This window comes from Roseisolibacter sp. H3M3-2, from assembly GCF_029211165.1.
In the GTDB taxonomy this organism is placed as follows: Bacteria; Gemmatimonadota; Gemmatimonadetes; order Gemmatimonadales; family Gemmatimonadaceae; genus Roseisolibacter.
Genome location: NZ_JARGEK010000002.1, coordinates 32,900 through 58,356 on the forward strand (window position 1 = coordinate 32,900; position 25,457 = coordinate 58,356).

24 protein-coding genes are annotated in these 25,457 nt (G+C 76.4%); 21 read left to right on the top strand and 3 right to left on the bottom strand.

The features are described from left to right. Positions 1 to 32 precede the first annotated feature (32 nt). Together PYV61_RS00520 and PYV61_RS00525 are read left to right on the top strand one after the other, a co-directional pair. Positions 33 to 806 (top strand): alpha/beta fold hydrolase, encoded by a 774-nt coding sequence (locus PYV61_RS00520; protein WP_275827177.1) that lies wholly within the window; start codon positions 33 to 35, stop codon positions 804 to 806. A 100-nt stretch (positions 807 to 906) separates the two neighbouring features. Continuing rightward, positions 907 to 1,659 (top strand): hypothetical protein, encoded by a 753-nt coding sequence (locus PYV61_RS00525; RefSeq protein ID WP_275827179.1) that lies wholly within the window; start codon positions 907 to 909, stop codon positions 1,657 to 1,659. A 15-nt stretch (positions 1,660 to 1,674) separates the two neighbouring features. Here the strand turns inward: PYV61_RS00525 and PYV61_RS00530 are convergent, their stop codons facing one another. Then, positions 1,675 to 2,031 carry a hypothetical protein gene (locus tag PYV61_RS00530; protein ID WP_275827181.1) on the bottom strand — a complete coding sequence of 119 codons (357 nt, stop codon included), beginning with the start codon at positions 2,029 to 2,031 and terminating at the stop codon, positions 1,675 to 1,677. 263 nt (positions 2,032 to 2,294) lie between these two features. Here PYV61_RS00530 and PYV61_RS00535 point away from each other — a divergent pair, with 263 nt between their 5' ends. After that, positions 2,295 to 2,870, top strand: a complete 576-nt coding sequence (locus PYV61_RS00535) for an NADPH-dependent FMN reductase (RefSeq protein WP_275827183.1) — start codon at positions 2,295 to 2,297, stop codon at positions 2,868 to 2,870. On the opposite strand, the gene PYV61_RS00540 is transcribed toward PYV61_RS00535, so the two are convergent. Continuing rightward, positions 2,867 to 4,120: a DUF1343 domain-containing protein gene (locus PYV61_RS00540; protein ID WP_275827185.1), complete on the bottom strand. Its 1,254-nt coding sequence runs from the start codon at positions 4,118 to 4,120 to the stop codon at positions 2,867 to 2,869. The genes PYV61_RS00535 and PYV61_RS00540 overlap by 4 nt on opposite strands. 102 nt (positions 4,121 to 4,222) lie before the next feature. Then, on the bottom strand, positions 4,223 to 5,722 hold the full coding sequence (locus PYV61_RS00545; RefSeq protein WP_275827187.1) for a hypothetical protein: 1,500 nt from the start codon (positions 5,720 to 5,722) through the stop codon (positions 4,223 to 4,225). Positions 5,723 to 5,911: 189 nt separating this feature from the next. Here PYV61_RS00545 and PYV61_RS00550 point away from each other — a divergent pair, with 189 nt between their 5' ends. The 18 genes from PYV61_RS00550 to PYV61_RS00635 all read left to right on the top strand — a co-directional run. Continuing rightward, positions 5,912 to 6,496, top strand: a complete 585-nt coding sequence (locus PYV61_RS00550; protein ID WP_275827189.1) for a hypothetical protein — start codon at positions 5,912 to 5,914, stop codon at positions 6,494 to 6,496. Positions 6,497 to 6,604: 108 nt separating this feature from the next. After that, positions 6,605 to 7,882 carry a cytochrome c peroxidase gene (locus tag PYV61_RS00555; protein ID WP_275827191.1) on the top strand — a complete coding sequence of 426 codons (1,278 nt, stop codon included), beginning with the start codon at positions 6,605 to 6,607 and terminating at the stop codon, positions 7,880 to 7,882. A 58-nt stretch (positions 7,883 to 7,940) separates the two neighbouring features. Then, positions 7,941 to 8,678, top strand: coding sequence for a dihydrofolate reductase family protein (locus PYV61_RS00560; protein ID WP_275827192.1), 738 nt, complete (start codon positions 7,941 to 7,943; stop codon positions 8,676 to 8,678). A 112-nt stretch (positions 8,679 to 8,790) separates the two neighbouring features. Continuing rightward, complete coding sequence (locus PYV61_RS00565; RefSeq protein WP_275827194.1) at positions 8,791 to 11,136, top strand: TonB-dependent receptor plug domain-containing protein; 2,346 nt, start codon at positions 8,791 to 8,793, stop codon at positions 11,134 to 11,136. Then, positions 11,133 to 12,029 (top strand): ABC transporter substrate-binding protein, encoded by an 897-nt coding sequence (locus PYV61_RS00570; RefSeq protein ID WP_275827196.1) that lies wholly within the window; start codon positions 11,133 to 11,135, stop codon positions 12,027 to 12,029. The genes PYV61_RS00565 and PYV61_RS00570 overlap by 4 nt, the downstream gene beginning before the upstream one ends. Next, positions 12,026 to 13,075: an iron ABC transporter permease gene (locus PYV61_RS00575; RefSeq protein WP_275827198.1), complete on the top strand. Its 1,050-nt coding sequence runs from the start codon at positions 12,026 to 12,028 to the stop codon at positions 13,073 to 13,075. The genes PYV61_RS00570 and PYV61_RS00575 overlap by 4 nt, the downstream gene beginning before the upstream one ends. A gap of 16 nt (positions 13,076 to 13,091) precedes the next feature. Then, positions 13,092 to 13,868, top strand: a complete 777-nt coding sequence (locus tag PYV61_RS00580) for a heme ABC transporter ATP-binding protein (RefSeq protein ID WP_275827202.1) — start codon at positions 13,092 to 13,094, stop codon at positions 13,866 to 13,868. Beyond that, complete coding sequence (locus tag PYV61_RS00585) at positions 13,865 to 15,058, top strand: MBL fold metallo-hydrolase (protein ID WP_275827204.1); 1,194 nt, start codon at positions 13,865 to 13,867, stop codon at positions 15,056 to 15,058. Before PYV61_RS00580 ends, PYV61_RS00585 begins: the two co-directional genes overlap by 4 nt. 103 nt (positions 15,059 to 15,161) lie before the next feature. Next, complete coding sequence (locus PYV61_RS00590) at positions 15,162 to 15,809, top strand: hypothetical protein (protein WP_275827206.1); 648 nt, start codon at positions 15,162 to 15,164, stop codon at positions 15,807 to 15,809. Further along, the gene (locus tag PYV61_RS00595; RefSeq protein WP_275827208.1) at positions 15,802 to 16,827 is read left to right on the top strand and encodes a carboxypeptidase regulatory-like domain-containing protein; all 1,026 of its coding nucleotides are present in this window, start codon (positions 15,802 to 15,804) and stop codon (positions 16,825 to 16,827) included. The genes PYV61_RS00590 and PYV61_RS00595 overlap by 8 nt, the downstream gene beginning before the upstream one ends. A 64-nt stretch (positions 16,828 to 16,891) precedes the next feature. Then, the gene (locus tag PYV61_RS00600) at positions 16,892 to 17,800 is read left to right on the top strand and encodes an ABC transporter ATP-binding protein (protein ID WP_275827211.1); all 909 of its coding nucleotides are present in this window, start codon (positions 16,892 to 16,894) and stop codon (positions 17,798 to 17,800) included. Beyond that, positions 17,797 to 21,378 carry a M1 family aminopeptidase gene (locus tag PYV61_RS00605; protein ID WP_275827213.1) on the top strand — a complete coding sequence of 1,194 codons (3,582 nt, stop codon included), beginning with the start codon at positions 17,797 to 17,799 and terminating at the stop codon, positions 21,376 to 21,378. The genes PYV61_RS00600 and PYV61_RS00605 overlap by 4 nt, the downstream gene beginning before the upstream one ends. Further along, positions 21,375 to 22,259, top strand: coding sequence for an alpha/beta hydrolase (locus tag PYV61_RS00610; RefSeq protein ID WP_275827215.1), 885 nt, complete (start codon positions 21,375 to 21,377; stop codon positions 22,257 to 22,259). The genes PYV61_RS00605 and PYV61_RS00610 overlap by 4 nt, the downstream gene beginning before the upstream one ends. Next, the gene (locus tag PYV61_RS00615; RefSeq protein WP_275827218.1) at positions 22,256 to 22,963 is read left to right on the top strand and encodes a DUF2334 domain-containing protein; all 708 of its coding nucleotides are present in this window, start codon (positions 22,256 to 22,258) and stop codon (positions 22,961 to 22,963) included. Before PYV61_RS00610 ends, PYV61_RS00615 begins: the two co-directional genes overlap by 4 nt. Beyond that, a complete protein-coding gene (locus tag PYV61_RS00620) occupies positions 22,957 to 23,574 on the top strand; it encodes a methyltransferase domain-containing protein (RefSeq protein WP_275827220.1) in 618 nt (205 codons plus the stop codon). The genes PYV61_RS00615 and PYV61_RS00620 overlap by 7 nt, the downstream gene beginning before the upstream one ends. Next, entirely contained in the window at positions 23,567 to 24,337 is a 771-nt protein-coding gene (locus PYV61_RS00625) for a glycosyltransferase (RefSeq protein WP_275827222.1), read from the top strand. The genes PYV61_RS00620 and PYV61_RS00625 overlap by 8 nt, the downstream gene beginning before the upstream one ends. Positions 24,338 to 24,339: 2 nt before the next feature. Beyond that, entirely contained in the window at positions 24,340 to 24,699 is a 360-nt protein-coding gene (locus tag PYV61_RS00630; RefSeq protein ID WP_275827224.1) for an EamA family transporter, read from the top strand. Positions 24,700 to 24,704: 5 nt separating this feature from the next. Then, the coding region (locus PYV61_RS00635; protein ID WP_275827226.1) for a lipopolysaccharide kinase InaA family protein at positions 24,705 to 25,457 on the top strand (753 nt) is incomplete at its 3' end.

The following is a 25,457-nucleotide window of genomic DNA, read 5'->3' on the forward strand; positions in this document are numbered from 1 at the left end:
GCTGCCCGTCCACCCGAACCGGAGCCGATCGGATGAACGCACGCACCCCGGACCATCCAGCCGCCGGCGCCGGCACGTCGTCGGTCCCGCTCTCCCTCGTCCACGACGTGCGGCCGCCCGCGCCGGGCGCGAACGCCGAGGGCGCGCGGCCGCCGCTCCTGATCCTGCTGCACGGCGTCGGCGCGAACGAACGGCAGATGGCGGCGCTCGCGCCGGCGTTCGACCCGCGCTTCGTCGTGGTCAGCGCGCGCTCGCCACTCACGCTCGGGCGCGGGCCGTCGGGGCAGGAGGCCTTCGGCTGGTTCCACGTGACGTTCACGCCCGAGGGGCCGGTGATCGACCGCGACGAGGCGGCCGCCGGGTGGGCGCACGTCGCGCGCTTCGCGGACGAGGCGGCGGCGGCCTACGGCGCCGATCCCGCGCGCGTCTACGTCGGTGGCTTCAGCCAGGGCGGGATCATGGCGCTCGCCGCGCTGCTGACCGCGCCGGAGCGGATCGCCGGCGCGGTGGCGATGAGCGGCCGGCTGCTGCCGGAGGTGCTCCCCCAGGCCGCACCCGCCGACGCGCTGCGCGGCCGCCGCGCGCTCGTCGTGCACGGCACCGCCGACGAGAAGCTCGGCATCCACCTGGCGCGGTGGGCGCGCGAGCAGCTCGCGCGCTTCCCGCTCGCGCTCACCTACCGCGAGCTGCCGATGGGGCACGGCATCACGGACGAGAGCGTGCGGACGGCGGCGGGCTGGCTCACCGCGGCGCTCGACGGGAGGTCCGACGGCGGGTCCGACGCGACGGAGGAGGCGGCGCGCTGACGCGCGGGGCGTCGGGCGCGCGGAACGCGACGCGGCGCCGGATCGTTGGTGCGGCGTTCCGCGCGGCGCCCCGCGCGCCGACTCCACCCGACGTCCCGCCATGCTCCGCCTCTCGCCGCTCGCGCTCGCCGCCGCCCTGTCCGCCGTGCCGTGCGCGCTTGCCGCGCAGACGCCGCGGCTCGTCCTCGAGCTCGAGGGGGGCGCCGTCTGGCAGGGCTCCAACGACGCCGAGATCCCGAACGACGGCTCGGCGACGCGCTTCTCGCTCGCCGGCATCACCGGGCGCGGGCCGTGGCCGGCGGGGCGCGTGTACCTGACGTGGAACCTCGGCGAGCGGCACGGGCTGCGCGCGCTCGCCGCCCCGCTGTCGGTGCGCGGCACCGGCGTGCCCGACGCGGCGATCGACTTCGAGGGGCGGCGCTTCGCCGCCGGCGCGCCGGTCGAGGCGCGCTACACCTTCAACTCGTACCGCCTCACCTACCGCTACCGCGTGCGCGCCGCCCCGCGGACGACGGCGTGGGTCGGTGTCACCGGCAAGATCCGCGACGCGACGGTCGCGCTGACGCAGAGCGGGACGACGACGCGCAAGGACGACGTCGGCTTCGTGCCGCTGCTGCACCTCGCCGGCGAGTGGCGCGCCGCGCCGCGCTGGCGCCTCTCGCTCGACGCCGACGCGCTGGCCGGCGGCCCGGGGCGCGCGATCGACGCGGCGCTGAAGGCCGGCTACGACGTCCGCCCGAACGTCACGCTGCAGGCGGGCTACCGGACGCTCGAGGGGGGCGCCGACGTCGAGGAGACGTACAACTTCGCCTGGCTCCACTACGCCGTGGCGTCGATCGTGTGGCGCCCGTAGGCCCGTAGCCGCACGTCACGGGAAGCGCCACACCGCGCCGGGTCCGAGCACGAGCCGCTCGCGCGTGGACACCGCGCGTCCGTCGACCGGGCGCGCCTGGAGCGAGAGGGTGTCGCCGGCCGACGCGTCGCGGATGCGCACCGTGCGGCTCGCGCGCGGCCCGACCTGGCCGAGGAACACCTCGCCGAAGGTGGCGCGCGGCAGCACGTAGAGGTTCGCCGCGACGTCGGCCTCGTTGCGCACCTCCAGGGTGGCCGTCGGCGTCCGCCGCCCGATGCCGAACAGGCAGCCGCCGAGCGGGGCGAGCGCGGCCGCGGTGGCGGCGGCGCGGAGGAGCCGCCGGGGGCGGGGTCGCGGGGCGTGGCGTGGCATGGCCGTGGGCGAGGGGTGCCGCGCGGCGGAGGAAGATGCGGGCCGCGCCGCGGCGGGCGGGCCGGTCCGTCGGCGGCCGCGGTACGGACCGCGCGACGGACCGGTGCGCTCCCGCACCGACACCGTGACCGTCGTGCGCGACACGGAGGGCGCGCCCGCGACGGCGCGCGGACCCCTGGTGCGGAACGTGCGGGCCCGCACGGCCGGGGTGTGGACCGCCTCCGGCCCGCGCCGCGTCGGGTGCACCCGGACAGGGGGGAGCGATGAGCGCGTTCACGGTCGGCTACTTCGTCGGCAGCCTCGCCAAGGCCTCCATCAACCGCAAGCTCGCCGTCGCGCTCACGCGGCTGGCGCCGGCGGGGATGCGCCTGCAGGAGATCCCGATCGGCGACCTGCCGCTCTACAGCTACGACTACGACGCCGACTACCCGCCGGCGGGGCGCGCGCTCAAGGACGCGATCGCGGCGGTCGACGCGGTGCTCTTCGTGACGCCCGAGTACAACCGCTCGATCCCCGGCGCGCTCAAGAACGCGATCGACTGGGCGAGCCGCCCGTGGGGGACGAACTCGTTCGCCCGCAAGCCGTCGGCGGTGATCGGCGCGTCGCCGGGGAAGATCGGCACGGCGGTCGGCCAGCAGCACGTGCGCAGCATCATGGCCTTCTGTAACTCGCCGATGTTCAACCAGATCGAGGCGTACATCGAGTTCACCCCGAACCTCGTCACCGACGACGGCGAGGTGACGGTGGACGCCACGCGCGAGTTCCTCGCCAACTATATGCAGGAGTTCCACGGCTACGTCACGCGCGTGTACACCGCGCTGCCGCGCCCCGCCCGCTAGCGGTAGAGCAGGTACGGGGCGCTCCGCGCGCGGAAGGCGTCGACCTCCCCGCGCCACGCCGCGAAGATCTCGTCCGGGCGGCGGCCGGCCAGGATCATCGCCTTGAGGCGCGGCGTCGCGACGAGCCGGTCGAGCACCGCGTCGTTCCACACCAGGCGCTCGGGGTGCAGCCGGTGCACCGCCCACACCATCGCGACGCCCGCGCGGTACGGCGCGAAGGCGTCGCGGTCGGTCACGCGCAGGTGGATGCCGCGCAGCCGCTCCCCCGCCAGCTCGGGCGGGCGGCCGTGGTAGGGCTTCTGCTCCGGCGTGAACGCGACCGGCTCGAACGACACGCCGGGGAGCCGGAGGTCGTTGAGCAGCGCCGCCGCGCGCTCGGCGTCGAGCCACGGCGCGCCGACGTACTCGAACGGGCGGTCGGTGCCGCGCCCCTCGGAGACGTTCAGCGCCTCGAACAGGCAGGTGCCCACGTACGCGAGCAGCGACTCCAGCGTCAGCAGGTTGGGCGACGGCCGGCGCCAGGAGAGCCCGGTCTGGTCGTACCAGGTCGCGCGCGTCCACCCGCGCATCGGCACCACGTCGAGCGCGGCGGCGCGCCCCCCGCGCAGCAGGCGCTCGCCGTTGTAGAAGCGCGCCAGCTCGCCGACCGTCATGCCGTGCACGACGGGGATGGGCGCGTACGACCCGAATCGGAAGAGCGCCGAGTCGTCGGTGACGAAGCCGTCCACCGCGCGCCCGCCGATCGGGTTGGGGCGGTCGAGCACGACCACGCGGATCCCCTGCTCGGCGGCCGCCTCCATCACGAAGCCGAGGATGTTGACGTGCTCGTAGAAGCGGGCGCCGACCTCCTGGATGTCGAACACGATGACGTCGACGTCGCGCAGCATCTCGGGCGTCGGCTTGTGGCGCTCGCCGTACAGGCTGTGCTTCGGCAGCCCCGTCGCGCGGTCGACCGTCGACTCCGGGTCGCGCGCCGCCGAATAGTCGTTCGACCGGACGTTGTACTCCATGCCGAAGAGCACGCGCAGCTGGGCGTCGGGGTAGCGGTGCAGCGCGTCGGCGAGGTGGGTGCCGTCGGCGAGGCGCGCGCTGTGGTTCGCGACGAGCGCGAGCCGCTTGCCGCGGATCAGCGACGCGAACTCGCCGAACAGCCGGTCGGCGCCGGGGGTGACCTGCGCGGCGGCGGCCGACGGGAGGGCGAGCGCGAGGGCCAGCAGGGCGACGGCCAGCGGGCGGAGACGTGCGGTCATGGGGGCGGGGAAGGGAGACGCCCGATGCCTACCACACCGACCGCGCGCGGCGGAAGGGGCCCGGCCGCCCGGATGGGACGGCCGGGCCGCGTGGTGCCCCGCTCAGCCGGCGGTGCCGTCGTGCGTGTCGCCCTCGGACGCGCGCAGGTCGGTCGCCGTGTTCCGCCCCTGCCCGCCGCCGAAGTGGTCGGCGCCGGCGCCGCCGGTGAGCCGGTCGTCGCCCCGCCCGCCGCACAGCAGGTCGGCGCCGCCGAGCCCCGCGAGCACGTCGTCGCCGTTCTGGCCGAGCAGCAGGTCGGTGCCCTCCGTGCCGGTGAGGACGTCCGCGGCGTTGCCGCCCGCGACGACGGTGACGCGCACCTCGCGCCGCCAGCGCCCGTCGGTGACGGTCAGGGTGACGACCGCGCGCCCGGTGCGCCCGGGGACGACGGTGATGGTCGCGGTCCGGTCCGCGCCGGCGCCGCCGAGCGCCACGTTCCCGACCGGCACGAGCGCGGGGTCGGAGGAGGCCACGCTCAGCACGAGCGCGCCGGCCGCGGTCTCGGCGTCGCCGACGGTCAGCCGCAGCAGCCCGCCCGCGTCGCCCCGGCACTGCCCGCCGGCGGCGACGGCGATGGTCGGCGCCACGTTCGGCACGGCGCCCCACGACGGGCCCTCGTCGGAGGCGAGGTCGGGGGCGTCGGTGACGCGGGTCTGCTCCGAGCCGTCGGCCCGCATCACCCAGATGTCGTTGCGCGCGAGGATCCGGCCCCCCTCCGACCGGTAGCCGCTGGCGTACGCGATCCGCGTCCCGTCGGGCGACCACGTCGGGCCGGTGCTCCAGGCCTCGCCCGCGGTGAGCTGCCGGCGGTTGCCGCCGTCGGCGTCCATCACCCAGAGCTGCGCGGGCGTGTCGGCGGCCTGCCCGCGCGCTGCGAACACGATCGACCGCCCGTCGGGCGACCACGACGGCTGGTATTCCCGGTGCTCGATGCGCGGCAGGGCGATCTCGTCGCTCCCGTCGGCGTCGATCACGAACAGTCCGGTTCCCGCGGCGCCCGACCGGCTGAACACGATCCGCGTGCCGTCCGGGGACCACTCGGCCTCGCGCTCGGACGTCGACGTGTAGGTGATCCGCTGCTCCCCGGTGCCGTCGGCGTTCACGACGTACAGCTCCTCGCTGCTGCCGGTGTAGCGCCCGAACAGGATGCGCGAGCCGTCGGGCGACCACGCCGGGTACTCCTCGAGGTTCCGGGCCGTCGTGATCTGGGTCCACGGCCCCGTGCCGTCGACGTTCATGACGTAGAGCTGCGAGTCGCCCTCGTGGTTGCTCTCGAAGACGACGCGCGTGCCGTCGGGCGAGACGTCGGGATTCCACCCGGTCCCCGAGGTGAGCCGCCGCTCGTCGGTGCCGTCGGGGTTCACGGAGAACAGCCCCCGCACGCCGTCGCGCTCCCCGGCGAACACGATCCGGCCGTTGGCGGCGGCCGTGGGCGCGAGGGAGCGGACGGGGCGCCCGCGCGCCGCGGCGCCGGGTGCGGTGGGGACGGTGTCGGCGCAGGCGGCGAGGCCGGCGAGCGCGAGGACGGCGCCGGCGCGCCGGGGCGGAACGAGATGCAGCATGGCGGGAGCTCGAGGACGGGAGGAGGCGTACGGGCTTCGACAGGTTGATCGACAACCACCTGTCGATTCCCTCATCCGCGCCTCGTCCCGGCGCGGCGGTGCGCGTCGTGAGGGACGGCGCCCTCGTTCGGCGATCGATGGAGGAGGGCCGGCGCGGTCCGGCCCGACCTCACTCCCTCCGAACCCGCGATGCCACGCTCCCCCGCCCGTCGCGCTCTCGTCGGCGCCGTGCTGCTCGCCGCCTGCGCGTCCGACCTCCCCACGGCGCTCGCGCCGGGGGCCGCCCCGTCGCGCCGCACCGAGCACGCCCCCGCCGGCCCCGGCGCGCAGATCTCGCGCGGCGGGGGGCAGTTCGTGGTCAGCGTCCGCGTGCCCGACGCGCCGTACTTCGTCGTCATCGGCGCCAGCGCGAGCGCGGCGCGCGACTTCTGCAGCGGCGGCGACCCGGAGTTCGGGCCCTCGCGCGACCTCTTCGCCGAGGGGCCGAACGGCATCCACGCGGTGTTCCGGTCGGACGGGAAGGTGCCGCTCCTCCTGTATCCGGCGGGCACGGAGGACCTGTGCAGCGGGACGCCGGTCGCCGAGGGGACGGGGCTCTACACGGAGGTCTCGTCCAACATCGTCGGGGGGCACGGGCGCGGGACCGACGGGTTCCGCGTGCGCGGCCAGGTGACGGAGGCGGGCGGCGCGGTGCGCCACGTGCTCGTCGTGGTGCAGCGGCAGCTCCGGCCCGACGGGTTGGCGACGCTCGTGGCGAAGGTCGAGGTGAGGTAGGCGCGCGGGGATTCGGCGCCCCTCAACGCGCCGGCCGCGGTCGTCGTTGTAGGAGGGGCGGACGTCCCGCCCCCCTCCGCCCGACCCCCCTCCCTCCGTCGTCTCCCCGTGTCGCGCGCCGGGACCGTGCTCGCGCTCGTCCTCACGACCGCCGCGGCGCTGGCCGCCGCGGCCCCCGCCCGCTCGTTCACCGGCGGCGGGCGCTGGACGGCCGAGGAGCGCGAGACGCTGCGCTCCCTCTCGCTGGCCGCGCTCGGCCCGCTGCCGCCCGACCCGTCGAACCGCGTCGCCGACGACACGGCCGCCGCCGCGCTCGGCCACCGGCTGTTCTTCGACCCGCGCCTGAGCGGCAACGGCCGCGTGTCGTGCGCGCTCTGCCACGTCCCCGGGCGCGTGTTCCAGGACGGCGCGCCGCTGTCCGCGGGCGTCGGCACGACCACGCGCCGCACGCAGCCGATCGCCGGGACCGCGTACACGCCGTGGCAGTTCTGGGACGGGCGCGCCGACAGCCAGTGGGCGCAGGCGCTCGGGCCGCTGGAGAGCGCGGTGGAGCACGGGACCACGCGCACGCAGGTCGTGCTCGCGGTGGCCGAGCACCACCGGCGCGCGTACGTCGCCGCCTTCGGCCCGCTCCCCGACCTCGACGGGCTCCCGGAACGCGCGGGCCCCGTGCCGAACCCGACGTGGCGCGCCGAGTGGGGGCGCATCCCCGCGGCGCGGCAGGAGGAGGTGACGCGCGTGTACGTGAACGTCGGCAAGGCGATCGCGGCCTACGAGCGCCGCATCGGGTACGCGCCGACGCGCTTCGACCGCTACGTGGAGGCCGAGCTGGCCGGGCGCCCGCACACCGCCGCCAGCGCCTTCTCGGCGGACGAGGAGGCCGGGCTGCGCACGTTCGTGGGGAAGGGGCGCTGCGTCACCTGCCACGTCGGGCCGCGCCTCACCGACGACGGCTTCCACAACACCGGCGTCCCGCCGTCGCCAGACGTGCCCGCGCCGGACAGCGGGCGCGCGACCGGCGCGCGCGACGTGCTCGCGGCCGAGTTCAACTGCCGCAGCCGGTGGAGCGACGTGCGCCCCGAGGAGTGCGCGGCGCTGCGCGGCACCGTCGCCGGCGGGGAGGCGCTGGTGCGCGCGTTCAAGACGCCGTCGCTGCGCGGCGTGCCGCACCGCGCGCCGTACATGCACGCCGGCCAGCTCGCGCGGCTGGAGGACGTGGTCGCGCACTACGACCGCGCGCCCGCCGCGCCGGCCGGGCGGAGCGAGCTGCGCCCGCTCGGGCTCTCGGCGGCCGAGCGGCGGCAGCTGGTCGCGTTCCTGCGCACGCTGCGCGGCCCCGTGTCGGCGCCGCCGGCGTTCCTCGCGTTCCCGTCGCTGGAGCCCTGAGCGCGCGCGCCGCCGCCGCCGCTAGCTTGCGCCCTCCACGCACGCCAGGGAGGGCATCGTGAGCGAAGCACGGACCGGGGGGAGCGGGCGCGCGCGCCCGCGCGTCGTCTGCCACATGATGGCGTCGGTCGACGGGCGCATCGTCGCCGACGGGTGGCCGATCTCGTCCGACGAGCGCGGGGAGTACGAGCGCGTGCACGACACGTTCGACGCCGACGGCTGGATCTGCGGCCGCGTGACGATGGAGCGGCACTTCGCCGCCGGCACGCGGAGCGACGCCGAGGTCGCGCGCACGCACGACGGCCCGCCGCGCGACGACTTCGTGGCGCCGGGGGAGCACGCGTCGTACGCGATCGCCGTCGACCCGCGCGGGAAGCTGGTGTGGGAGTCGGGCGACCTGGACGGCGACCACGTCGTCGCCGTGCTCACCGAACGCGTCTCGGACGACTACCTCGCGGCGCTGCGCGCGCGCGGCGTGTCGTACCTGCTGTGCGGCGACGCCGACGTCGACCTGCCGCTGGCGCTGGACCGGATCGGCGCGCGGCTCGGCGTGCGGACGCTGATGCTCGAGGGGGGCGGCGGGATCAACGGCACCTTCCTGCGCGCCGGGCTGGTCGACGAGGTGAGCCTGCTGGTCGCGCCGGTCGCCGACGGGCGGGTGGGGACGGCGGCACTGTTCGACGTCGCGGGGGAGGACGCGGCCCCGGCCCGGCTCCGCCTGGAGTCGGTGGAGCGCCGCGACGGCGACGTGCTCTGGCTGCGCTACGGCGTCGTTTCGCCCCCAGATCACCCCTGACGGCGGGCGCCAACAGGGGCGCGGGGGTCGGCGTAGTGGGATCTGCCTACACGGGTGTAAGGTTCTATCTGACACCCGCCGTCGCCCGCCGCCCTCCGCCCCCCGGTTCCTGATGGCTCCATCCCGTGTCGCGGCCCCCGTGCTGGCCGCGTTCGTTCCGGGCCTGCTCGCCGCCCAGCCCGCCCTGCGCGGCCGCGCGTACGACACCTACACGCAGGCGCCGCTCGCCGGCGTGACCGTCACCCCCGCCGGGGGGAGCCCGGTGGTGACCGACCGCGACGGCCGGTTCTCCGTCCCCTGCGCGGCGCCGGTCGCGCTGACCTTCCGCCGCCTCGGCTACGAGCCGCTGCGCGCCGAGGCGGCCGCCTGCTCCGACTTCGTGCAGGCCGGGCTGACGCCGGGGGCGCAGAGCCTCAACGAGGTGGCGATCGTCGAGACGCGCGAGTCGCCGGGCGCCGCCGGGGTGAGCCAGCCGCTCTCCGTCTCCACCGTCACGCGCCAGGAGCTGCGGCGCGGCTCGGGCGTCTTCCCCGAGGAGGCGCTCGACCTCGTCCCCGGGGTGCGCTTCGAGCGCCGGACGATGGCCGGCGGGCAGCGCATCACGATCCGCGGCTACGGCAATCGCTCCAACTTCGACGGCTCGGGCTACAAGGCGTACCTGAACGGGATCCCGCTCACCGACGCGGAGGGGATCACGGTGCTCGACGACGTGGACTTCGCGTCGCTCGGCCGCGTCGACGTCGTGCGCGGCCCCGCGTCGAGCCTGTTCGGCGCCGGGATCGGCGGCGTCGTCAACCTGTACACGCTGCGCCCCGACCGCCCCGGCACGACCGCCGAGCAGGAGGTGCTCGCCGGGCAGGACGGGCTGGTGCGCTCGGACAGCCGGCTCACGCACTCGACCGGCGGCTCGAACCTGGTGCTCAACTACGGCCGGCAGCGCTACGACAGCTACCGGATCCACAGCGGGTCGCGGAAGGACTTCGCGACGTTCGTCGGCGACTTCCGCCCGTCGGAGCGGCGCACGATCTCGACCTTCCTGTCGTACGCCAACTCGCGCGACGACCGCGCCGGGCAGCTCGACAGCGCGCAGTTCTTCGGGCGGCGCGACGCGGGCGAGGCGCCGTACCTGGCGAACGACGCGCACGTCAACCTGGAGAGCTTCCGCGCCGGGGTGACGCACGGCTACCGGGTGAGCGACGCCGTCGAGACGGTGGCCACCGCGTACTACTCGGGCGGGTCGCGCGAGGACGTGTTCGCGGCGGGCGTGAACCCGAAGTCGGCGCAGACGTTCGGCGCGCGCGCGGTGTTCAACACCCGCTTCCTGCCGGCGGCGCTCGGCGGGCGCCCGATCACCGGCGTCACGGGCGGCGAGTTCGAGAAGACCAACGCCTTCGTGAAGGGGTACCGCCTCACCAACAAGGTGCTCGGCGCCCCGACGAACGACACCGAGTCGAGCACGATGCAGTACAACGTCTTCAGCCAGTGGGACGTGGGGCTGCCGGCGGACGTCGCGCTGACCGTGGGCGCCAGCGTCAACTTCATCGAGTACGCGCTGCTCGACCGCCTCGCCAACGCGTCGAACCCGACGCGCAAGCCGATCACGGGGCGCAAGACGTACGACCCGGTCGTCATCCCGCGCGTCGCGCTGCGCCGGACGTTCGGCGACGCCTTCTCGGTGTACGGCACGGTCAGCCAGGGCTTCACCCCCGCCACGTCGAGCGACGCGGTGATCCAGTTCACCGGCCAGGCGAACGAGGGGATCAAGCCGGAGCGCGGCACGCTGTACGAGGTCGGCTCGAAGGGGAACCTGTTCGGCCGCCGCCTCGGCTACCAGCTGGCGCTGTTCGACCTGCGCGTCAGCGACAAGCTGACGACGCAGTCGGTGTTCGACGCCACGGGTTCGGCGCTGTACTCGTTCACCGTGAACGCCGGCGACCAGTCGAACCGCGGCGCCGAGCTGGCGCTGGCCTACGCGCTCGTGGAGCGGCCCGGCGGCGCGGTCGCGTCGCTGCGCCCCTTCCTGTCGTACACCTACTCGGACTTCACCTACACGGACTTCAAGAGCGACGCCAACGGCAACGCGCGCACCGTGGACTACGGCGGCAACCGCGTGGTCGGCGTGCCGCGCCACGTGGTCGCCGGCGGCGTGGACCTGGGCGTGCGCGGAGGCGGGTACGGGAGCGTGACCGTCGAGCGCCGCGGCGCGGTGCCGCTGACCTACGACAACCGGCACGAGGCGCCGGCGTACACGCTGCTGAACGCCAAGGTCGGCGCGGCGCGCGACTTCCGAAACGTGCGCGTGGACGCCTACGTCGGCGGGCAGAACCTCACGGGCGGGCTGTACTACACGATGGCGTTCCTGAACGGGAACTACGCCGCCGCGTCGCCGGCGGTGTTCCTCCCCGGCCCGTACGACGCGCGCTTCTACGCGGGCGTGAAGCTGGGGCTCCTGCGGTGAGCGCGCGCCGCGCCCTGGCCGCGCTCCTCGCCGCCGCCGCGCTCGCGGCGTGCGGCCGGTTCGGCAACGACGACGCGAAGGCCGGCGCCGCCCGCCGCATCGTCTCGACGTCCAAGCAGCACACCGAGATCCTCTACGCGCTCGGCGCCGACGCGGACCTGGTGGCGGTGGACGTGTCGAGCGTCTACCCGCCGCAGGCCAGGACGCTGCCGAACGTCGGCTACCACCGCGCCCTCAGCCTGGAGGGGATGCTGTCGGCGCGGCCGACGCTCATCCTCACCGGCGGGCCGGGGAACATGGGGCCCGAGCCGGTGGTGCGGCAGCTCGAGTCGCTGAAGATCCCGATGAAGGACTTCGACGCGAAGGCGACGGACCTCGCGAGCACCAAGGCGCTCTTCCGCGAGATGGGCGCGTACTTCAAGCGGGAGCGCCAGGCCGACTCGCTGGCCGCGAAGCTCGACGCCGACATGGCGCGCGCGACGGCGGCCGCGCGGCAGGTCGCCGACACTCCGCGCGTGGTGATCGTGCACTACGGGCGCGCGATGAACGTGTACCTCACGATCCTCGGGCGCTCGACCGCCGGGCAGATGGTGCGCTGGGCCGGTGGCCGCATGGCGCTCGACGACTCGGGTGGGATGCGGCAGCTCACCTCCCCCGAGGTGATCGCCAAGGCGGACCCGGACGTCATCCTGCTCACCGACTTCGGCTACGACCGGCTGGCCGGACGCGACGACATCCTCGCGCTCCCCGGCGTCGGCGCGACGAAGGCGGCGCGCGCGGGGCGCATCTTCCGCGTCGAGGAGAACGACCTGGTCTACCTCGGCCCCCGCACCGGCGAGAACGTCGACCGGCTGCGCGAGGTGATCCACCAGCCCGGCGCCCCCGCGCGGTGACGGCGGCGGCCGCGCCGGCGCTCGCGCGCCACTACCGCGGCGTGCTGCCGCTGCTCGCGGCGGGACTCGTCCTCGTCGTCCTGGCGTCGGCGCGCTGGGGCGCGGTCGCGATCGCGCCGGCCGAGATGGCGAGCGCGCTGCGCCACTCGTGGGAGGCGCCCGGCGCGCTGACGCTCGACGAGCGCATCTTCCTCGAGATCCGCCTGCCGCGCGCGCTGCTGACCGCGCTGGTGGGGGCGAGCCTGGCCGTGGGCGGGGTGCTGATGCAGGCGCTCTTCCGCAACCCGATCGTCGAGCCGGGGCTGGTCGGCACGTCGAGCGGGGCGGCGTTCGGGGCGGCGCTGTACTTCGTGCTCGGCGCGTCGTTCCGCGTCCACGCCGGCGCCTGGACGCTGCCGGCGGCCGCCTGCGCCGGCGGGCTGCTGGCGACCTGGCTGGTGTTCACGCTGTCGCGCACCGGCGCGGCGGGGCGGGGGTCGGTGGTCGCGCTGCTGCTCACCGGGATCGCGATCAACGCGCTGTTCATGAGCGGCGTCGGATTCCTGTCCTACATGGCGCGCGACCCGCAGGCGCGCTCGATCACCTTCTGGAACCTCGGCACGCTCGCCGGCGCCAGCTGGCGCGCGGTGGCCGTGGTGGGTGCCGCCACCGCGCTCGGCGTCGCGGTCGGGCTGCGCCACGCGCGCCAGCTCAACGCGCTCATGCTCGGCGAGGAGGAGGCGCGCTACCTCGGCGTGGACGTGCGGCGGCTGCGCGCGGTCGTGCTGGGCGCGAACGTCGTGATGGTCGCCGTGGCGACCGCGTTCACCGGCGTGATCGCGTTCGTCGGGCTGGTGGTGCCGCACCTGCTGCGCATGCTCCGCGGCGCCGACAACCGGTTCCTCATGCTCGGCGGGATGCTGGCCGGCGGGATCCTGCTCGGCCTCGCGGACCTCGCGGCGCGCCTGCTGCTCGCCCCCGCCGAGCTGCCGATCGGCGTCGTCACGTCGCTGGTGGGCGTCCCCGCGTTCGTGGCGCTGCTGCGGCAGCGGCGCGCGTTCTTCTGAGCGCCGGCGGGCCCCCGTGCTGACGGCGCGCGGCGTCGCCTACGCGGCCGGCGGCCGCCGCCTGCTCGACGACGTCTCGGCGTCGTTCGCGCCGGGGGCGGTGAGCGTCGTCGTGGGCCCCAACGGCGCGGGGAAGTCCACGCTCGTGCGCGTGCTGTGCCGCGAGCTGCCGCCGGCGGCGGGCGAGGTGCGCTACGGCGGCCGCCCGCTCGGCGAGTGGTCGGACGGCGAGCTGGCGCGCGTCCGCGCGGTGCTGTCGCAGAGCGTGGAGCTGGCGTTCCCGCTCCGGGTGTGGGAGGTTGTGCTCATGGGCCGCTACCCGCACTTCGCCGGCCGCCCCACGGCGCGCGACGAGGCGGCGTGCGAGGCGGCGATGCGCTACTTCGACGTCTGGGACTGGGCGGACCGCAGCTACCTCACGCTCAGCGGCGGCGAGCGGCAGCGGGTGCAGTTCGCGCGCGTCATGGCGCAGATCTGGGAGCGCGCCCCCGGGGCGACGCGCTACCTCGTGCTCGACGAGCCGCTGACCTTCCTCGACATCCGTTACCAGTTCGAGTTCCTGCACCGCGTGCGCGAGCTCGCCGCGGCGGGCGACCTGGTGGTCGTGGGCGTGGTGCACGACCTCAACCTGGCGGCGCGGTTCGCCGACCACCTGGTGCTGCTCGCGGGGGGGCGCGTGCTCGCCGACGGCGCGCCCGCCGACGTGCTGACGCCGGACCGGGTGGAGGCGGCGTTCGGCGTGCGCCCGGTCGCGCACCGCCTCGACGGCCGCCTCCACCTGCTGTACGCGTGAGCGCGGCGCCGCGGCGCCCGCGCCGCCTCCTGCGCCTGCTGCTGCGCGGCGTCCTCGCCCTCGTCGTCCTGGCCCTCCTCGGCGCCGGCGCGCTCTGGCTCGACGCCCGCGCGGCGCTCGGGGGGCGCGTCGAGGGGGCGCGGCTCGCCCGCGTCGAGCGCTCGCCGCAGTGGCGCGACGGCGCCTTCCGCAACCGCCTCCCGCGCGTCGACGGGCCCGCGGGACGGATGCTGCGCGAGTTCGTGTTCGGGGGCTCCGAGCACCGGGTCCCCGACGCGCCGATCGCCGTGCTGCGCCGCACCGCGGCCGACTACCGCACCCCGCCCGCGGGCGGGCTGCGCGTGACGTGGCTCGGCCACTCGACGCTGCTGCTGGAGATCGACGGGCGCCGCGTGCTGATCGACCCGGTGTGGGGGGAGCGCGCGTCCCCGTTCTCGTCGATCGGGCCGCGACGCTTCTTCGCCCCGCCCCTCGCGCTGGCGGAGCTGCCGCCGGTCGACGCGGTGGTGATCTCGCACGACCACTACGACCACCTCGACCTGCCGACGGTGCGCGCGCTGGCCGCGCGCGGCGTGCGGTGGCTGGTGCCACTCGGCGTCGGCGCGCACCTCGTCGCGTGGGGCGTGCCGGACGCGCGGGTCACGGAGCTGGACTGGTGGGAGGCGGCGCGCGTCGGCGACGTCACGGTGACGGCGACGCCGGCGCGCCACTTCTCCGGCCGCGGGCTCGACGACGCCGGCGCCACGCTGTGGGCCGGGTGGGCGTTCGCCGGGCCGACGCGCCGCGCCTTCTACAGCGGCGACACCGCGCTGCACGAGGAGTTCGCCGAGATCGGGCGGCGGCTCGGCCCGTTCGACCTGACGATGATCGAGAGCGGCGCGTACGACGCGCTGTGGGCCGACGTGCACCTCGGGCCCGAGCAGGCGGTGCTGGCGCACCGGCTGGTGCGCGGCGACGTGATGCTGCCGGTGCACTGGGGACTGTTCGACCTCGCGCTGCACGGCTGGACCGAGCCGATGGAGCGCGTGCTCGTCGCGGCGCGCGCTGCCGGGGTGCGCGTCGCCTCGCCGCGGCCGGGAGGCATGGTGGAGCCGGCGACGGTCGGAGCCCCGGAGCGCTGGTGGCCGGCGGTGCCGTGGCGGACCGTGCAGCAGGCGCCCGTCTGGTCGAGCGGCATCGCGCGCCCCTGAGATCGTGCCCGGGCGGCACCCGTCGGGACCGCCGGAGCGAAAGATGCAGCAGGGACAGCTCGTCCCCCCTCCTCCCGCTCCGGCGGACCCGCACGCCACGCCCATGCCCCGCCCGAAGCCCGACGCGACGCAGCCCCCGAACGCCACGAGCGGCGACCCCGCGCTCGACGCCCGGCTCGACGCGGTGTGCGCCGACGGGTGGGAGTTCTTCGAGCGGTTCGACCGCACGGTGCGGGAGCGCCGCTTCCACCCCTTCGTCCCCGCCAACTACGACGTCGTGCGGCGCGCGCTGCTGGCGGCGCGCGCGCCCGGGCTGCGCTTCCTCGAGTGGGGGTCGGCGTCGGGGACCATCACGATCATGGCCGACGTGATGGGGTTCGACGCGAGCGGGATCGAGATCGACGGCGGGCTGGTCGAGACGGCGCGCGCGACCGCCGCGCGCCACGGCTCGGGCGCGCGCTTCGTGCGCGGGAGCTTCCTGCCCACCGGCTACGTGTTCCGGTCGGAGGACGGGGATACGCGGACGGGCACCATCATGGACGCCGAGTCGGGCTACCTGGCGCTGGGGCGGGCGCTCGACGACTTCGACGTCGTGTTCGGCTACCCGTGGGACGGCGAGGCGCCGGTGATGCGCGACCTGATGCGTCGGCGCGGCGGCGCGGACGCGCTCCTCCTCCTCTACAGCACGGAGGGGATGGTGCGGGCGTACCGGGGCGGGCGCGAGGTGCCCGCCCCCGGCGGCGGTGCGTGACCGGCCCGGCGCCCGGCGCGCGCGATCCGTCGCGGCCGCGGGCGCGCCGCTGGCCGCGCAGGGGGCGGTCGCGCGGGCCGCGACCGCGCAGGGCGCGACCGTCGCGGGGGCGGTCGTCGCGCACGAGGGCGGGGAGCCGCTCGGCTACACCACCGTCGCCGTCCCCGCGCTCGGCGTGCGGACGCTGGCGCGCGAGGAGGGGACGTTCGTGCTGCGCGGCCTGCCGCCGGGAGAGGTGCGGCTCCGCTTCACGCGCATCGGCTACGCCCCGCGCGACACGACGCTCGCCGTCGCGGCCGACGGCACCGCGCGCGTGCGGGTCGCGCTGGCGCGCCTCGTCCTCCGGCTGCCGACGCGCGTGGTGAACGGCGCGTGCACCGACCGCACGCCGTTCGAGCCGCGCCCGGCCGACCTCGCGCAGCTGTTCGACCAGGTGGAGCAGGGCGCCGACCGCACGCGCCTCCTCGCCGCCGAGCGGCCGTTCGTGATGCAGGCGACGCGCACGCGCGGCCGGCGGGACCGCGGCGGCGCGCTCGCGACCGACACGATCACGCGCGGCCCGCTGCCGGCGAACCGCTACGTCCCGCGGCGCATCTACGGCCGCGCGGGGGAGGTGTGGGCGGTGAAGCTCCCCGAGCTGGCCGACGTCGCCGACACCGCGTTCACCAACCACCACTGCCTGTGGTACGCCGGGCAGCAGCGCTTCGGCGGCGACTCCGTGATCCGCGTCGACTTCGAGCCGGTGCCCTGGCTCGCGCGCGAGGTGGACCTGGAGGGGAGCATCTACGTGCGCGCGGCCGACTTCCGCCTGGTGGGGATGGAGACGCGGCTGAACCGGATCCCGCCGGAGTTCCGCGGGCTGCGCGGCTACGCGACGCGCGCGCGGTTCGACGAGCTGGGGGCCGGCGTCCCGGTGCTCGCCGAGTGGGAGCTGACCAACACCTTCCGCGACGCCGACGGGCCGGTCGTGGTCGAGACCGGGCGGGTGACCGGGGTGCGCTGGCTGCCCCGCCCTTGACTTCATGGCGCAAAGGACTTCATAATCGGCCGGTCGGCGCTCCCGCCGCCCCGCGCCCCGGCCCATGCAGCTCACCATCCGCGACCTGTCGAAGACGTACCCCAACGGCACGCAGGCGCTGAAGGGCGTGTCGCTCGACGTCCCGCCCGGGATGTTCGGGCTGCTCGGCCGCAACGGCGCCGGCAAGTCGACGCTGATGCGCATCCTCGCCACGCTGCAGGAGCCGGACGCGGGCGCCGTCACGCTCGGCGGCATCGACGTCGTGCGCGAGAAGGCGCGGGTGCGCGAGACGCTCGGCTACCTCCCGCAGACGTTCGGCTTCCACCCGCGGGTGAGCGCCGAGCGGCTGCTCGACCACTTCGCGGTGCTGAAGGGGCTGGAGTCGGCCGGGGCGCGGCGCGAGGTGGTGGAGGCGCTGCTGCGGCGCACGAACCTGTGGGCGGTGCGCGGGCAGCGCGTCGGCACCTTCTCGGGCGGGATGCGGCAGCGCCTCGGCGTGGCCGTCGCCCTGCTCGGCCACCCGAAGCTCATCATCGTCGACGAGCCGACGGCGGGGCTCGACCCCGAGGAGCGCGTGCGCTTCCTCAACCTGCTCGGCGAGATCGGCGAGGAGAGCGCCGTCATCCTGTCGACGCACATCGTCGAGGACGTCGAGGAGCTGTGCAGCCGGCTCGCCATCATCGACCGCGGCGAGATCCTGCTGGAGGGGGAGCCGGCGCGCGCGGTCGCCGAGCTGCGCGGGCGCATCTGGCGGCGCGCGGTCGCCCGCGACGAGCTGCCGGCGCTCGAGCGCGCGCTGCCGGTGATCTCGACGAAGCTGATGGCCGGGCGCACCGTCGCCCACGTGTACGCCGACGCCGCGCCCGGGGCGGAGTTCGAGCCCGTCGAGCCGGACCTGAAGGACGTCTACTTCAGCGTGATGGCCGGGCACCACGGCCGGCGCGCGCCGGCGCGCGCGGGGGCCGCCGCGTGAGGCTGCGCGAGGTCTTCCGGTACGAGTTCGGCTACCGCCTGCGCAGCGGTGCGACCTGGGCGCACGCCGCGTTCCTCTTCCTGGTGATGGCGTGGGGGCTGCTCGCCACCGCCGACGGGAGCGACGCGGTGGCGGTGAACGCCCCGCGCGAGCTGGCGCTCGCCGTCGTGCGCTTCGGCGGGCTGTTCGGGCTGATCGTGTCGGCGGCGCTGTTCGGCGACGCGGCGATCCGCGACCCGGCGTCGGGGATGGACCCGCTGCTCTACACGACGCGGCTCCGCCCGGCGGAGTACCTGGGCGGCCGGTTCCTCGCCGCGCTGGCGGTGAACGCGATCGTCGTCGTCGCGGTGCCGCTGGGCTTCCTCGTCTCGACGCTGACGCTGGTGGACGCGGACGCGGTCGGCCCGCACCGCGTCGCGGCATACGCGCAGCCGCTGCTCCTCTTCCTGCTGCCGAACCTCGTGCTGGTGGGGGCGATCCAGTTCGCGATCGGCACCCTGGTCCGGCAGGCGGTCCCGGTCTACCTGGGGACGGCGGCGTTCTTCGTCGGCTACATCGTCGCCGCCAACTACTGGTCGGCGCTCGAGAGCCCCACGCTGTCGGCGCTGGCCGACCCGCTCGGGATCAACGCGCTCGAGGCGATGACGCGCTACTGGACGCCGGCCGAGCTGAACGCGCGGCTGGTCGGCTTCCCGGCGGTGCTGCTGGCGAACCGCGTCCTCTGGCTCGCCGTCGCCCTGGCGATCCTGGCGGCGCTCGTGCGCGGGTTCCGGTTCGCGCACCGGGCCGAGGGGGCGTCCCGCCGCGGGCGCCGCCTCACGGCGGAGGAGGGCACCGCGCCGGCGGCACCGACCGCGGTCCCGGCGCACGCGGGGACGTTCGGCGCGCGCACGCGCGTGCGGCAGACGCTCGCCGTGGCGCGGCGGTCGCTGGCCGAGGTGGCGTCGGGGCGCGCGTTCCAGGCGGCGATGGTCGCGGCGGTCGGGCTCGTGCTGCTCTGGGGGTGGAACGCGGCCGACACCGCCTTCGACACCGCGACGTGGCCGGTCACGCACCTGGTCCTGTCGACCGTGCTGTCGCAGCGCGCGATCCTGGTGCCGTGGGCGTTCATCGCCCTCTACGCCGGGGAGCTGGTGTGGAAGGACCGCGAGGTCGGCGCGTCGGAGATCGCCGACGCCGCGCCGGTGCCGACCGGCGTCGCGCTGCTCGGCCGCTTCCTGGCGCTGGTGGCGATCGTCGTCGCGGTCCACGTGGCGTTCCTCGCCGGCGGCGTGCTGCTGCAGACGCTGCAGGGCTACCGGCGCTACGAGCCCGGGCTGTACCTGCGCGTGCTGTTCGGGCTCAACCTGCTGAGCCACGTGATCCTCGCCGCGCTCGCGATGGCGGTGCACGTGCTGGTGAACCAGAAGTACGTCGGCCACGTGGTGGTGATGTCGGCGTTCCTGCTCGGCATGCTCGCGGCGCCGCTCGGGCTGTCGCCGCTCGCGGTGTACGGCGCGGGGCCGCGCTGGACGTACTCCGACATGAACGGCTTCGGCCCGTTCCTGGCGCCCTTCCTCTGGTTCAAGGCGTACTGGGCGGCGTGGGCGCTGCTGCTGGGCGTCGTCGCGCGCCTGTTCTGGGTGCGCGGGCGCGAGCCGGGCGCGCGTCGGCGGCTCGCGGTCGCGCGGGCGCGCCTCGCGGGGCGCACGGCGCGCGTGGCGGGGGCGGCGCCCGCGCTCGCCCTCGCGCTGGGCGGCTTCGTCTCCTACAACACCGCGGTGCTCGCCCGCGAGCCCGCGCCCGACGAGGCGTCGCGCCCGCTCGCCGAGTACGAGCGGCGCTACGCGCGCTTCGCCGACGCACCGCAGCCGAGCCTCACGGCGGCCACGCTGCGCGTCGAGCTGTACCCCGACGCGCCGGCGGCCGACCTGCGCGGCGCCTACACGCTCGTCAACCGCACCGCCGCGCCGATCGACTCGGTGCACGTCGTCCTGAGCACCGACGTCGCCGCGCGCACGCTCACGCTCGACCGGCCGTCGCGCGAGGTCCTGTCCGACGCCGAGACCGGGTACCGCATCCTCGCGCTGGCGCGGCCGCTCGCGCCCGGCGACTCGCTGCGCCTCGCGTTCGACGTGACGTACCGGCCGCGCGGCTTCCGCGCGGGACGGCCCCCGACGGCGGTCGTCGGCAACGGGACGTACGTCGACCGCACGTGGCTCCCCTTCGTCGGCTACCAGCCGGCCTTCGAGGTCTCGGGCGCCACGGCCCGCCGCCGCCTCGGCCTGGTGGCGCGCACGGGGCTCCCCGCCGCCGGCGCGCCGGGCGCCACGGATCGCGGCGGGGCGGCGCGACACGAGGACCGCGTGCTGGCGGACGTCACCGTCGGCACCTCGGCCGACCAGCTCCCCGTGGCCACGGGGCTCCTGCGCCGCAGCTGGACCGAGAACGGTCGCAACTACGCGCGCTACGGCACCGCCGCGCCGTCGCCGTTCGGCCCCGCCGCGTTCTCGGCGCGGTACGCCGTGCGCGACGACCGGTGGAGGGGCGTGGCGCTGCGGGTGCTGCACCACCCGGCGCACGGGGAGAACGTCGGCCGCATGCTGGCGGCGATGAAGGCGTCGCTCGACCACTACGCGCGGGCGTTCGGCCCGTACCAGTACGACCAGCTGCGCGTGGTCGAGATCCCGCCGTACTCGATCAACGGGCGCGCGATGGCGGGCGCGATCGCGTTCGCGGAGCAGAACTTCATCACGCGCGGCGGCGGCGGGCGCGTGGACCACGCCTCCTTCGGCACCGCGCACGAGGTCGCGCACGCCTGGTGGGGCGGGCAGGTCCGCCCCGCCCACGCGCGCGGCGCGGCGTTCGTCTCGGAGGGGCTGTCGAACTACAGCGCCATGATGGTGACCGAGCGGACGCTGGGCGCCGAGGAGGCGCGGCGCGTGTACGACTACCAGATGGATCGGTACCTCACCCGGCGCGCCGAGTTCGCGCGCGACGTCCCGCTGGTGGAGGTCGAGGACCACCCGCACGTCGCGTACGGCAAGGGCGCGGTCGCGCTGTACACGATGCGCGAGCACCTCGGCGAGGCGGCGATGGACGCCGCGCTGCGCCGGCTGCTGGAGCGGTACCGCGGCGGGGGGGCGCCGTACGCGACCGCGGGCGAGGTGGTCGCCGAGCTGCGCGCCGTCACGCCGGACTCGCTCCGCCACCTGGTGACGGACCTGTTCGAGACGATCACGCTGTGGGACGTCGCGACGCGCGGCGCGACGGTCACGCGCACGGCCGACGGCCGCCGCGAGGTGGCGCTCGACGTGGTGGCGCGGAAGCTCCGCGCCGACAGCGTGGGGCGCGAGACCGAGACGCCGATGGACGACCTCGTGGAGGTCGGCGTCTACGCCGCGGCGGCGGCCGACGGCGCGCGCGGCGCGCCGCTGTACCTCCGGCGCCACCGGCTGCGGAGCGGGCGGCAGACCATCCGCGTCGTCGTGTCGGGCGAGCCCGCGCGCGCCGGCGTCGACCCGGCGCGCAAGCTGATCGAGCGCGACCGCTCGGACAACGTGGCGACGGTGCGCGCCGCCCCGGCCGCCGCCCCGTGAGGCGGGCCGTCGCGCTCGCCGCGCTCGCGCTGGCCGCCGCGGCCGGGTGCGACCGCCCGTTCGTCGTCACCCCCGAGCTGCGCTACGACGCGTCGATCGGCTACGAGGGGGCGTTCGACCTGTACGAGCCGCTCGGGGACGGGGGGCGCGCCGACCGGCCGGTCGTGGTGGCGATCCACGGCGGCGCGTGGCGCGGCGGCGACAAGGCGTGGGGGGAGGCGTTCGCCGAGGAGCTGTGCCCGCGCGGCTACGTGGTGCTGTCGATCAACTACCGCCGCGCCGGGCCCCCGGGCAGCACGTGGCCCGCACAGATCGAGGACGTGCGGAAGGCGCTGCGCCACCTGCGCGCGAACGCGCGCCGCTACCGCGTCGACCCCTCGCGCGTGGCGACGCTGGGCATGTCGGCAGGCGGGCACCTGGCGACGATGGCCGCGCTGCGCGAGGATCCGGCGGGGGACGCGGGGCGCGTGCGCGTCGCGGTCAACCTCGACGGCGAGCACGACATGACGATGCCCCCCGCGCGGGTGATGGACGACTTCGAGGACATCATGACGCAGGTGCTCGGGCACCCCGCCCCGTGGTCGGCCGCCGAGCTGCGCGACATCTCGACCGTCACCTTCGCGCGCCCCGACGCGGCGGTGCTCACCGTCCACGGGACCGGCGACGACAACGTGTACGTCGACCAGGGGGAGCGGCTGACGGCGGCGCTGCGCGCGGCGGGGGCGACGACCGAGTTCGTGCGCCTCGACGGCGACGAGGGGGAGTGCCACGAGGAGTGCTGGCGCGTGCCGCGGGCGCGCCGCGCGCTGCACGCGTTCCTCGACCGCGAGCTGCGGCACGACGGCGACGCGTTCGCGGCGCGGCGGGCGGGGGCGCGGTGACGCGGCCGTTCATCGTCTGCCTCCACGACGCCACGCCGGCGTTCGCGCGCGAGACGCGCGCGATGCTGCGCGGGCTGGCGCCGCTGGTGGGGCGCCGCGTGTCGGTCGGCGTGGTCCCCGACTGGGACGGCGCGTGGCCGCTGGCGCGCCACCCCGACTTCTGCGCCCTGCTGCGCGACTCGGCGGACGAGCTGCTGCTGCACGGCTACCGCCACCGAAGGGCGCGCGGCGCGGGGCCGGCCACCTGGCTCGCCGAGCGCAGCGACGAGATGGCCGGGCTGGACGACGTCGGGACGCGGCGCGCGCTCGCGCTCGGCCAGCGCGCCTTCGCCGACGCGTTCGGGGCGCCGGCGCGCGGGTTCCTGGCGCCCGCGTGGCAGGCGGGGCGCGTGCGCGCGGGCGTCGCGGAGGTCGCGATCGACCACGTGCTCGGCTTCTTCGCGCTGCGGTCGGGGGCGGGGGCGCGCGTGCCGCTGGCGACGTGGACGTGGGACTGCGGGCGCTGGGGGTGGCTGGGGCACGTCGGCGACGGCGTCGGGCGGCTGCTGCACGCGCTCGGCGGCCGGGTGCCCGTGCTCGCGCTGCACCCGCGGGACCTGGCGCGCGGCCACTGGCCGCGCGTGCTCGGGCTGACGCGCGCGCTGCTCGCGGCCGGCCACGCGCCCGCGACGGCGGCGGAGCTGCTGGGAGACGCGCGGTGCTGACGGCGCTGTTCGACGCGGTGATGGAGCGACGCGCGGGCGCGCTGGCCGAGCAGGTGCGCGCGGCGCTCCCCGCCGAGGGGCCCGTGCTCGACCTGGGCTCGGGGACCGGCCACCTCGCGGCGCGGCTGGAGCGCGAGCTGGGGGTCGAGGTGGTGCCGGCCGACGTCACCGACCTGCACGTCGTGGGGCGCCCGCCGGTCCCGATCGCCGACGGCGTGCTCCCGTTCGCGGACGGGGCGTTCGCGGCGGCGCTGCTGGTCTTCATGCTCGCCTACCCGCGCGAGCCGGCGGCGCTGCTTGCCGAGGCCGCGCGCGTCACCCGCGGCCCCGTCGTCCTCGTGCAGACGCTGCACGCGGGGGGGGCGGGGTACGCCTGGCTGCGCGTGCGCGAGTTCGTCTGGACCGTCGTCGCCTTCCACGCCTCGAAGCTGCTCGGCTACGTGCCGCGCGGGGCGCGGTTCACCATGGGGACGCGCCGCTTCTACACCGACGCGGCGCTGCGGCGCGACGTGGGCGCGGCCGGGCTGCGCGTGCGGGCGCACCGCGCGCGCGCCGTGCTGCCGGGCGGCGCGCTGGCGGTGCACACGTGGGTGCTGGAGCGCGATGCCTGAGCCGCGCCTCTCCTTCGTCATCCCCGCGCGCAACGAGGAGGCGCTGATCGGCGAGGTCGTCGAGGCGATCCTGGCCAGCGTCGCGCGCGCGGCGGGCGTGCCGCGCGACGCGCTCTGGCTCCCCGACACGGCGTTCGAGGTCGTGGTGTCGGACGACGGGAGCGACGACGCGACCCCCGACATCCTCGCGCGGTTCGCGGCGTCGGCGGGGGTGCGGGCGGTGCGCTGCGCCAGCGGGAGCTGCGCCGCGGCGCGCAACGCCGGCGCCGCGGCCAGCGCGGGGCGCGTGCTGTGCTTCGTGGACGCCGACACCGTGGTGCCGCCCGACGCCGCGGCGCGCGTGCTGGCGCTGCACGAGGGGGAGGGGCGGTGCCTAGTGCTCTACCGCCTCGCCTCGCGCGAGCCGGGCGTCCGGGCGTGGCTGTGGTGGAGCTTCTGGGGGCTCGCGCGGCGGCTGCCGCTGGCGCGCGCCAAGTCGATGCCGGCGTTCATGAGCTGCGACCGCGCCCACTTCGAGCGCTACGGCCCGTTCGACGAGGCGTGGATGATCGCCGAGGAGTGGCGCCTCACCGCGGCGGCCTACCGCCACCACCCCGAGCGCTTCCGGTACGACCGCACGCTCACCGCGCGCACGTCCAGCCGCCGCATGGAGCTGCGCCCGTTCGGCTACGCGCGCACCTTCGTGAAGTGGGTCTTCGTGGTCCTCTTCGCGTGGGCGCGCACCGACGCGTACGACGGGGTCCGCCACGCCGCGGGGGACTGACGATGCGCCCCGCCACGCTGGCCCTCGTCCTCGGCGCGGTCGCGGGCTCCGCGCTCGGGCAGCTGCTGCTCAAGGCGGGCGCCCGCGCGCTGGACGGGCTGGGCCCGCTGGCATTCCTGCCGGCGGCGGCGCGCGACCCGCGCGTGCTGGCGGGGACCGCGGCGTGGGGGGTGTCGACGGTGTGCTGGCTGTACGTGCTGCGCGTCGCGCCCCTCTCGCGCGCGTACCTGCTGTCGAGCCTCACGTACGTCCTCGTGCCGCTGGCGGGGGTGCTGGCGTTCGGCGAGCGGCTGCGCGGCGCGCACCTGGCGGGGATGGCGCTGATCCTGGCGGGCGTCGCCTGCCTGCTGGCGGCCGACTGATCGGCGTGCAGGGGACGGCGGAGCGGGTCTACCACGCGGCCTGCGGAGTGCTCGGGTGGGTGCTCCGCTCGGCGCGCTACGCCGACGTGGAGGCCGTCCGGCGGCACGGCGCGCCGCTGGTGCGCAAGCGCCGCCGGCCGCACGCGCCGCCGCTCATCGCGCTCGGCAACGCGTTGCTCCGGGCGCTCGATGCCGGCGTGCGCGTCCTGCCGCGCCGCGGGTGGGAGGCGCGGGAGCGCGCGCTCTGGGCGCGGCTGCACGGCGCCGAGATCCGGGTCGACGCCGACGGGACGCTCGTGCTCCCGCGGCTGCCGGGGGAGACGCTGGCGCGGCTGCTGGAGGACCCGGCGCTCGACGCGGCGGTCCGGGGGCGCGCGGTCGGGCTGGCCGTGGCCGCGCTGGCCGCGATGCACCGCGCCGGCGTGACGCACGGCGACGCGATGGCCGCCAACGTCCTCGTCGACCTCGACGCGGGCACCGCGCGCTGGTTCGACTTCGAGACCGAGCACGACGCGGCGCGCGCGCCGGCGTGGCGCCGCGCCGACGACCTGCGGGCCCTGCTCGCCACCTGCGCCGTCCGCACGCCGACAGCGCGGCGCGACGCGCTGGTGGCGCTGGTGCTCGACGGCTACGGCGACGCGGAGGTCGCACGGGCGCTGGCCGGGCGCCTCGCGCCCGCCCGCCGGCGCAGCCTCGCCTTCCACCTGGGGCAGGCGCCGATGCCGCTGGCCCACGCGCGCGCGCTGGCGGCGGCCGTG

What these genes read in the sequence shown, in the direction of transcription:
- PYV61_RS00520 (WP_275827177.1), top strand. Translation starts at nt 33, where the DNA reads ATGAACGCACGCACCCCGGACCATCCAGCCGCCGGCGCCGGCACGTCG.
- PYV61_RS00525 (WP_275827179.1), top strand. Translation starts at nt 907, where the DNA reads ATGCTCCGCCTCTCGCCGCTCGCGCTCGCCGCCGCCCTGTCCGCCGTG.
- PYV61_RS00530 (WP_275827181.1), bottom strand. Translation starts at nt 2,031, where the DNA reads ATGCCACGCCACGCCCCGCGACCCCGCCCCCGGCGGCTCCTCCGCGCC.
- PYV61_RS00535 (WP_275827183.1), top strand. Translation starts at nt 2,295, where the DNA reads ATGAGCGCGTTCACGGTCGGCTACTTCGTCGGCAGCCTCGCCAAGGCC.
- PYV61_RS00540 (WP_275827185.1), bottom strand. Translation starts at nt 4,120, where the DNA reads ATGACCGCACGTCTCCGCCCGCTGGCCGTCGCCCTGCTGGCCCTCGCG.
- PYV61_RS00545 (WP_275827187.1), bottom strand. Translation starts at nt 5,722, where the DNA reads ATGCTGCATCTCGTTCCGCCCCGGCGCGCCGGCGCCGTCCTCGCGCTC.
- PYV61_RS00550 (WP_275827189.1), top strand. Translation starts at nt 5,912, where the DNA reads ATGCCACGCTCCCCCGCCCGTCGCGCTCTCGTCGGCGCCGTGCTGCTC.
- PYV61_RS00565 (WP_275827194.1), top strand. Translation starts at nt 8,791, where the DNA reads ATGGCTCCATCCCGTGTCGCGGCCCCCGTGCTGGCCGCGTTCGTTCCG.
- PYV61_RS00590 (WP_275827206.1), top strand. Translation starts at nt 15,162, where the DNA reads ATGCCCCGCCCGAAGCCCGACGCGACGCAGCCCCCGAACGCCACGAGC.
- PYV61_RS00600 (WP_275827211.1), top strand. Translation starts at nt 16,892, where the DNA reads ATGCAGCTCACCATCCGCGACCTGTCGAAGACGTACCCCAACGGCACG.
- PYV61_RS00625 (WP_275827222.1), top strand. Translation starts at nt 23,567, where the DNA reads ATGCCTGAGCCGCGCCTCTCCTTCGTCATCCCCGCGCGCAACGAGGAG.
- PYV61_RS00630 (WP_275827224.1), top strand. Translation starts at nt 24,340, where the DNA reads ATGCGCCCCGCCACGCTGGCCCTCGTCCTCGGCGCGGTCGCGGGCTCC.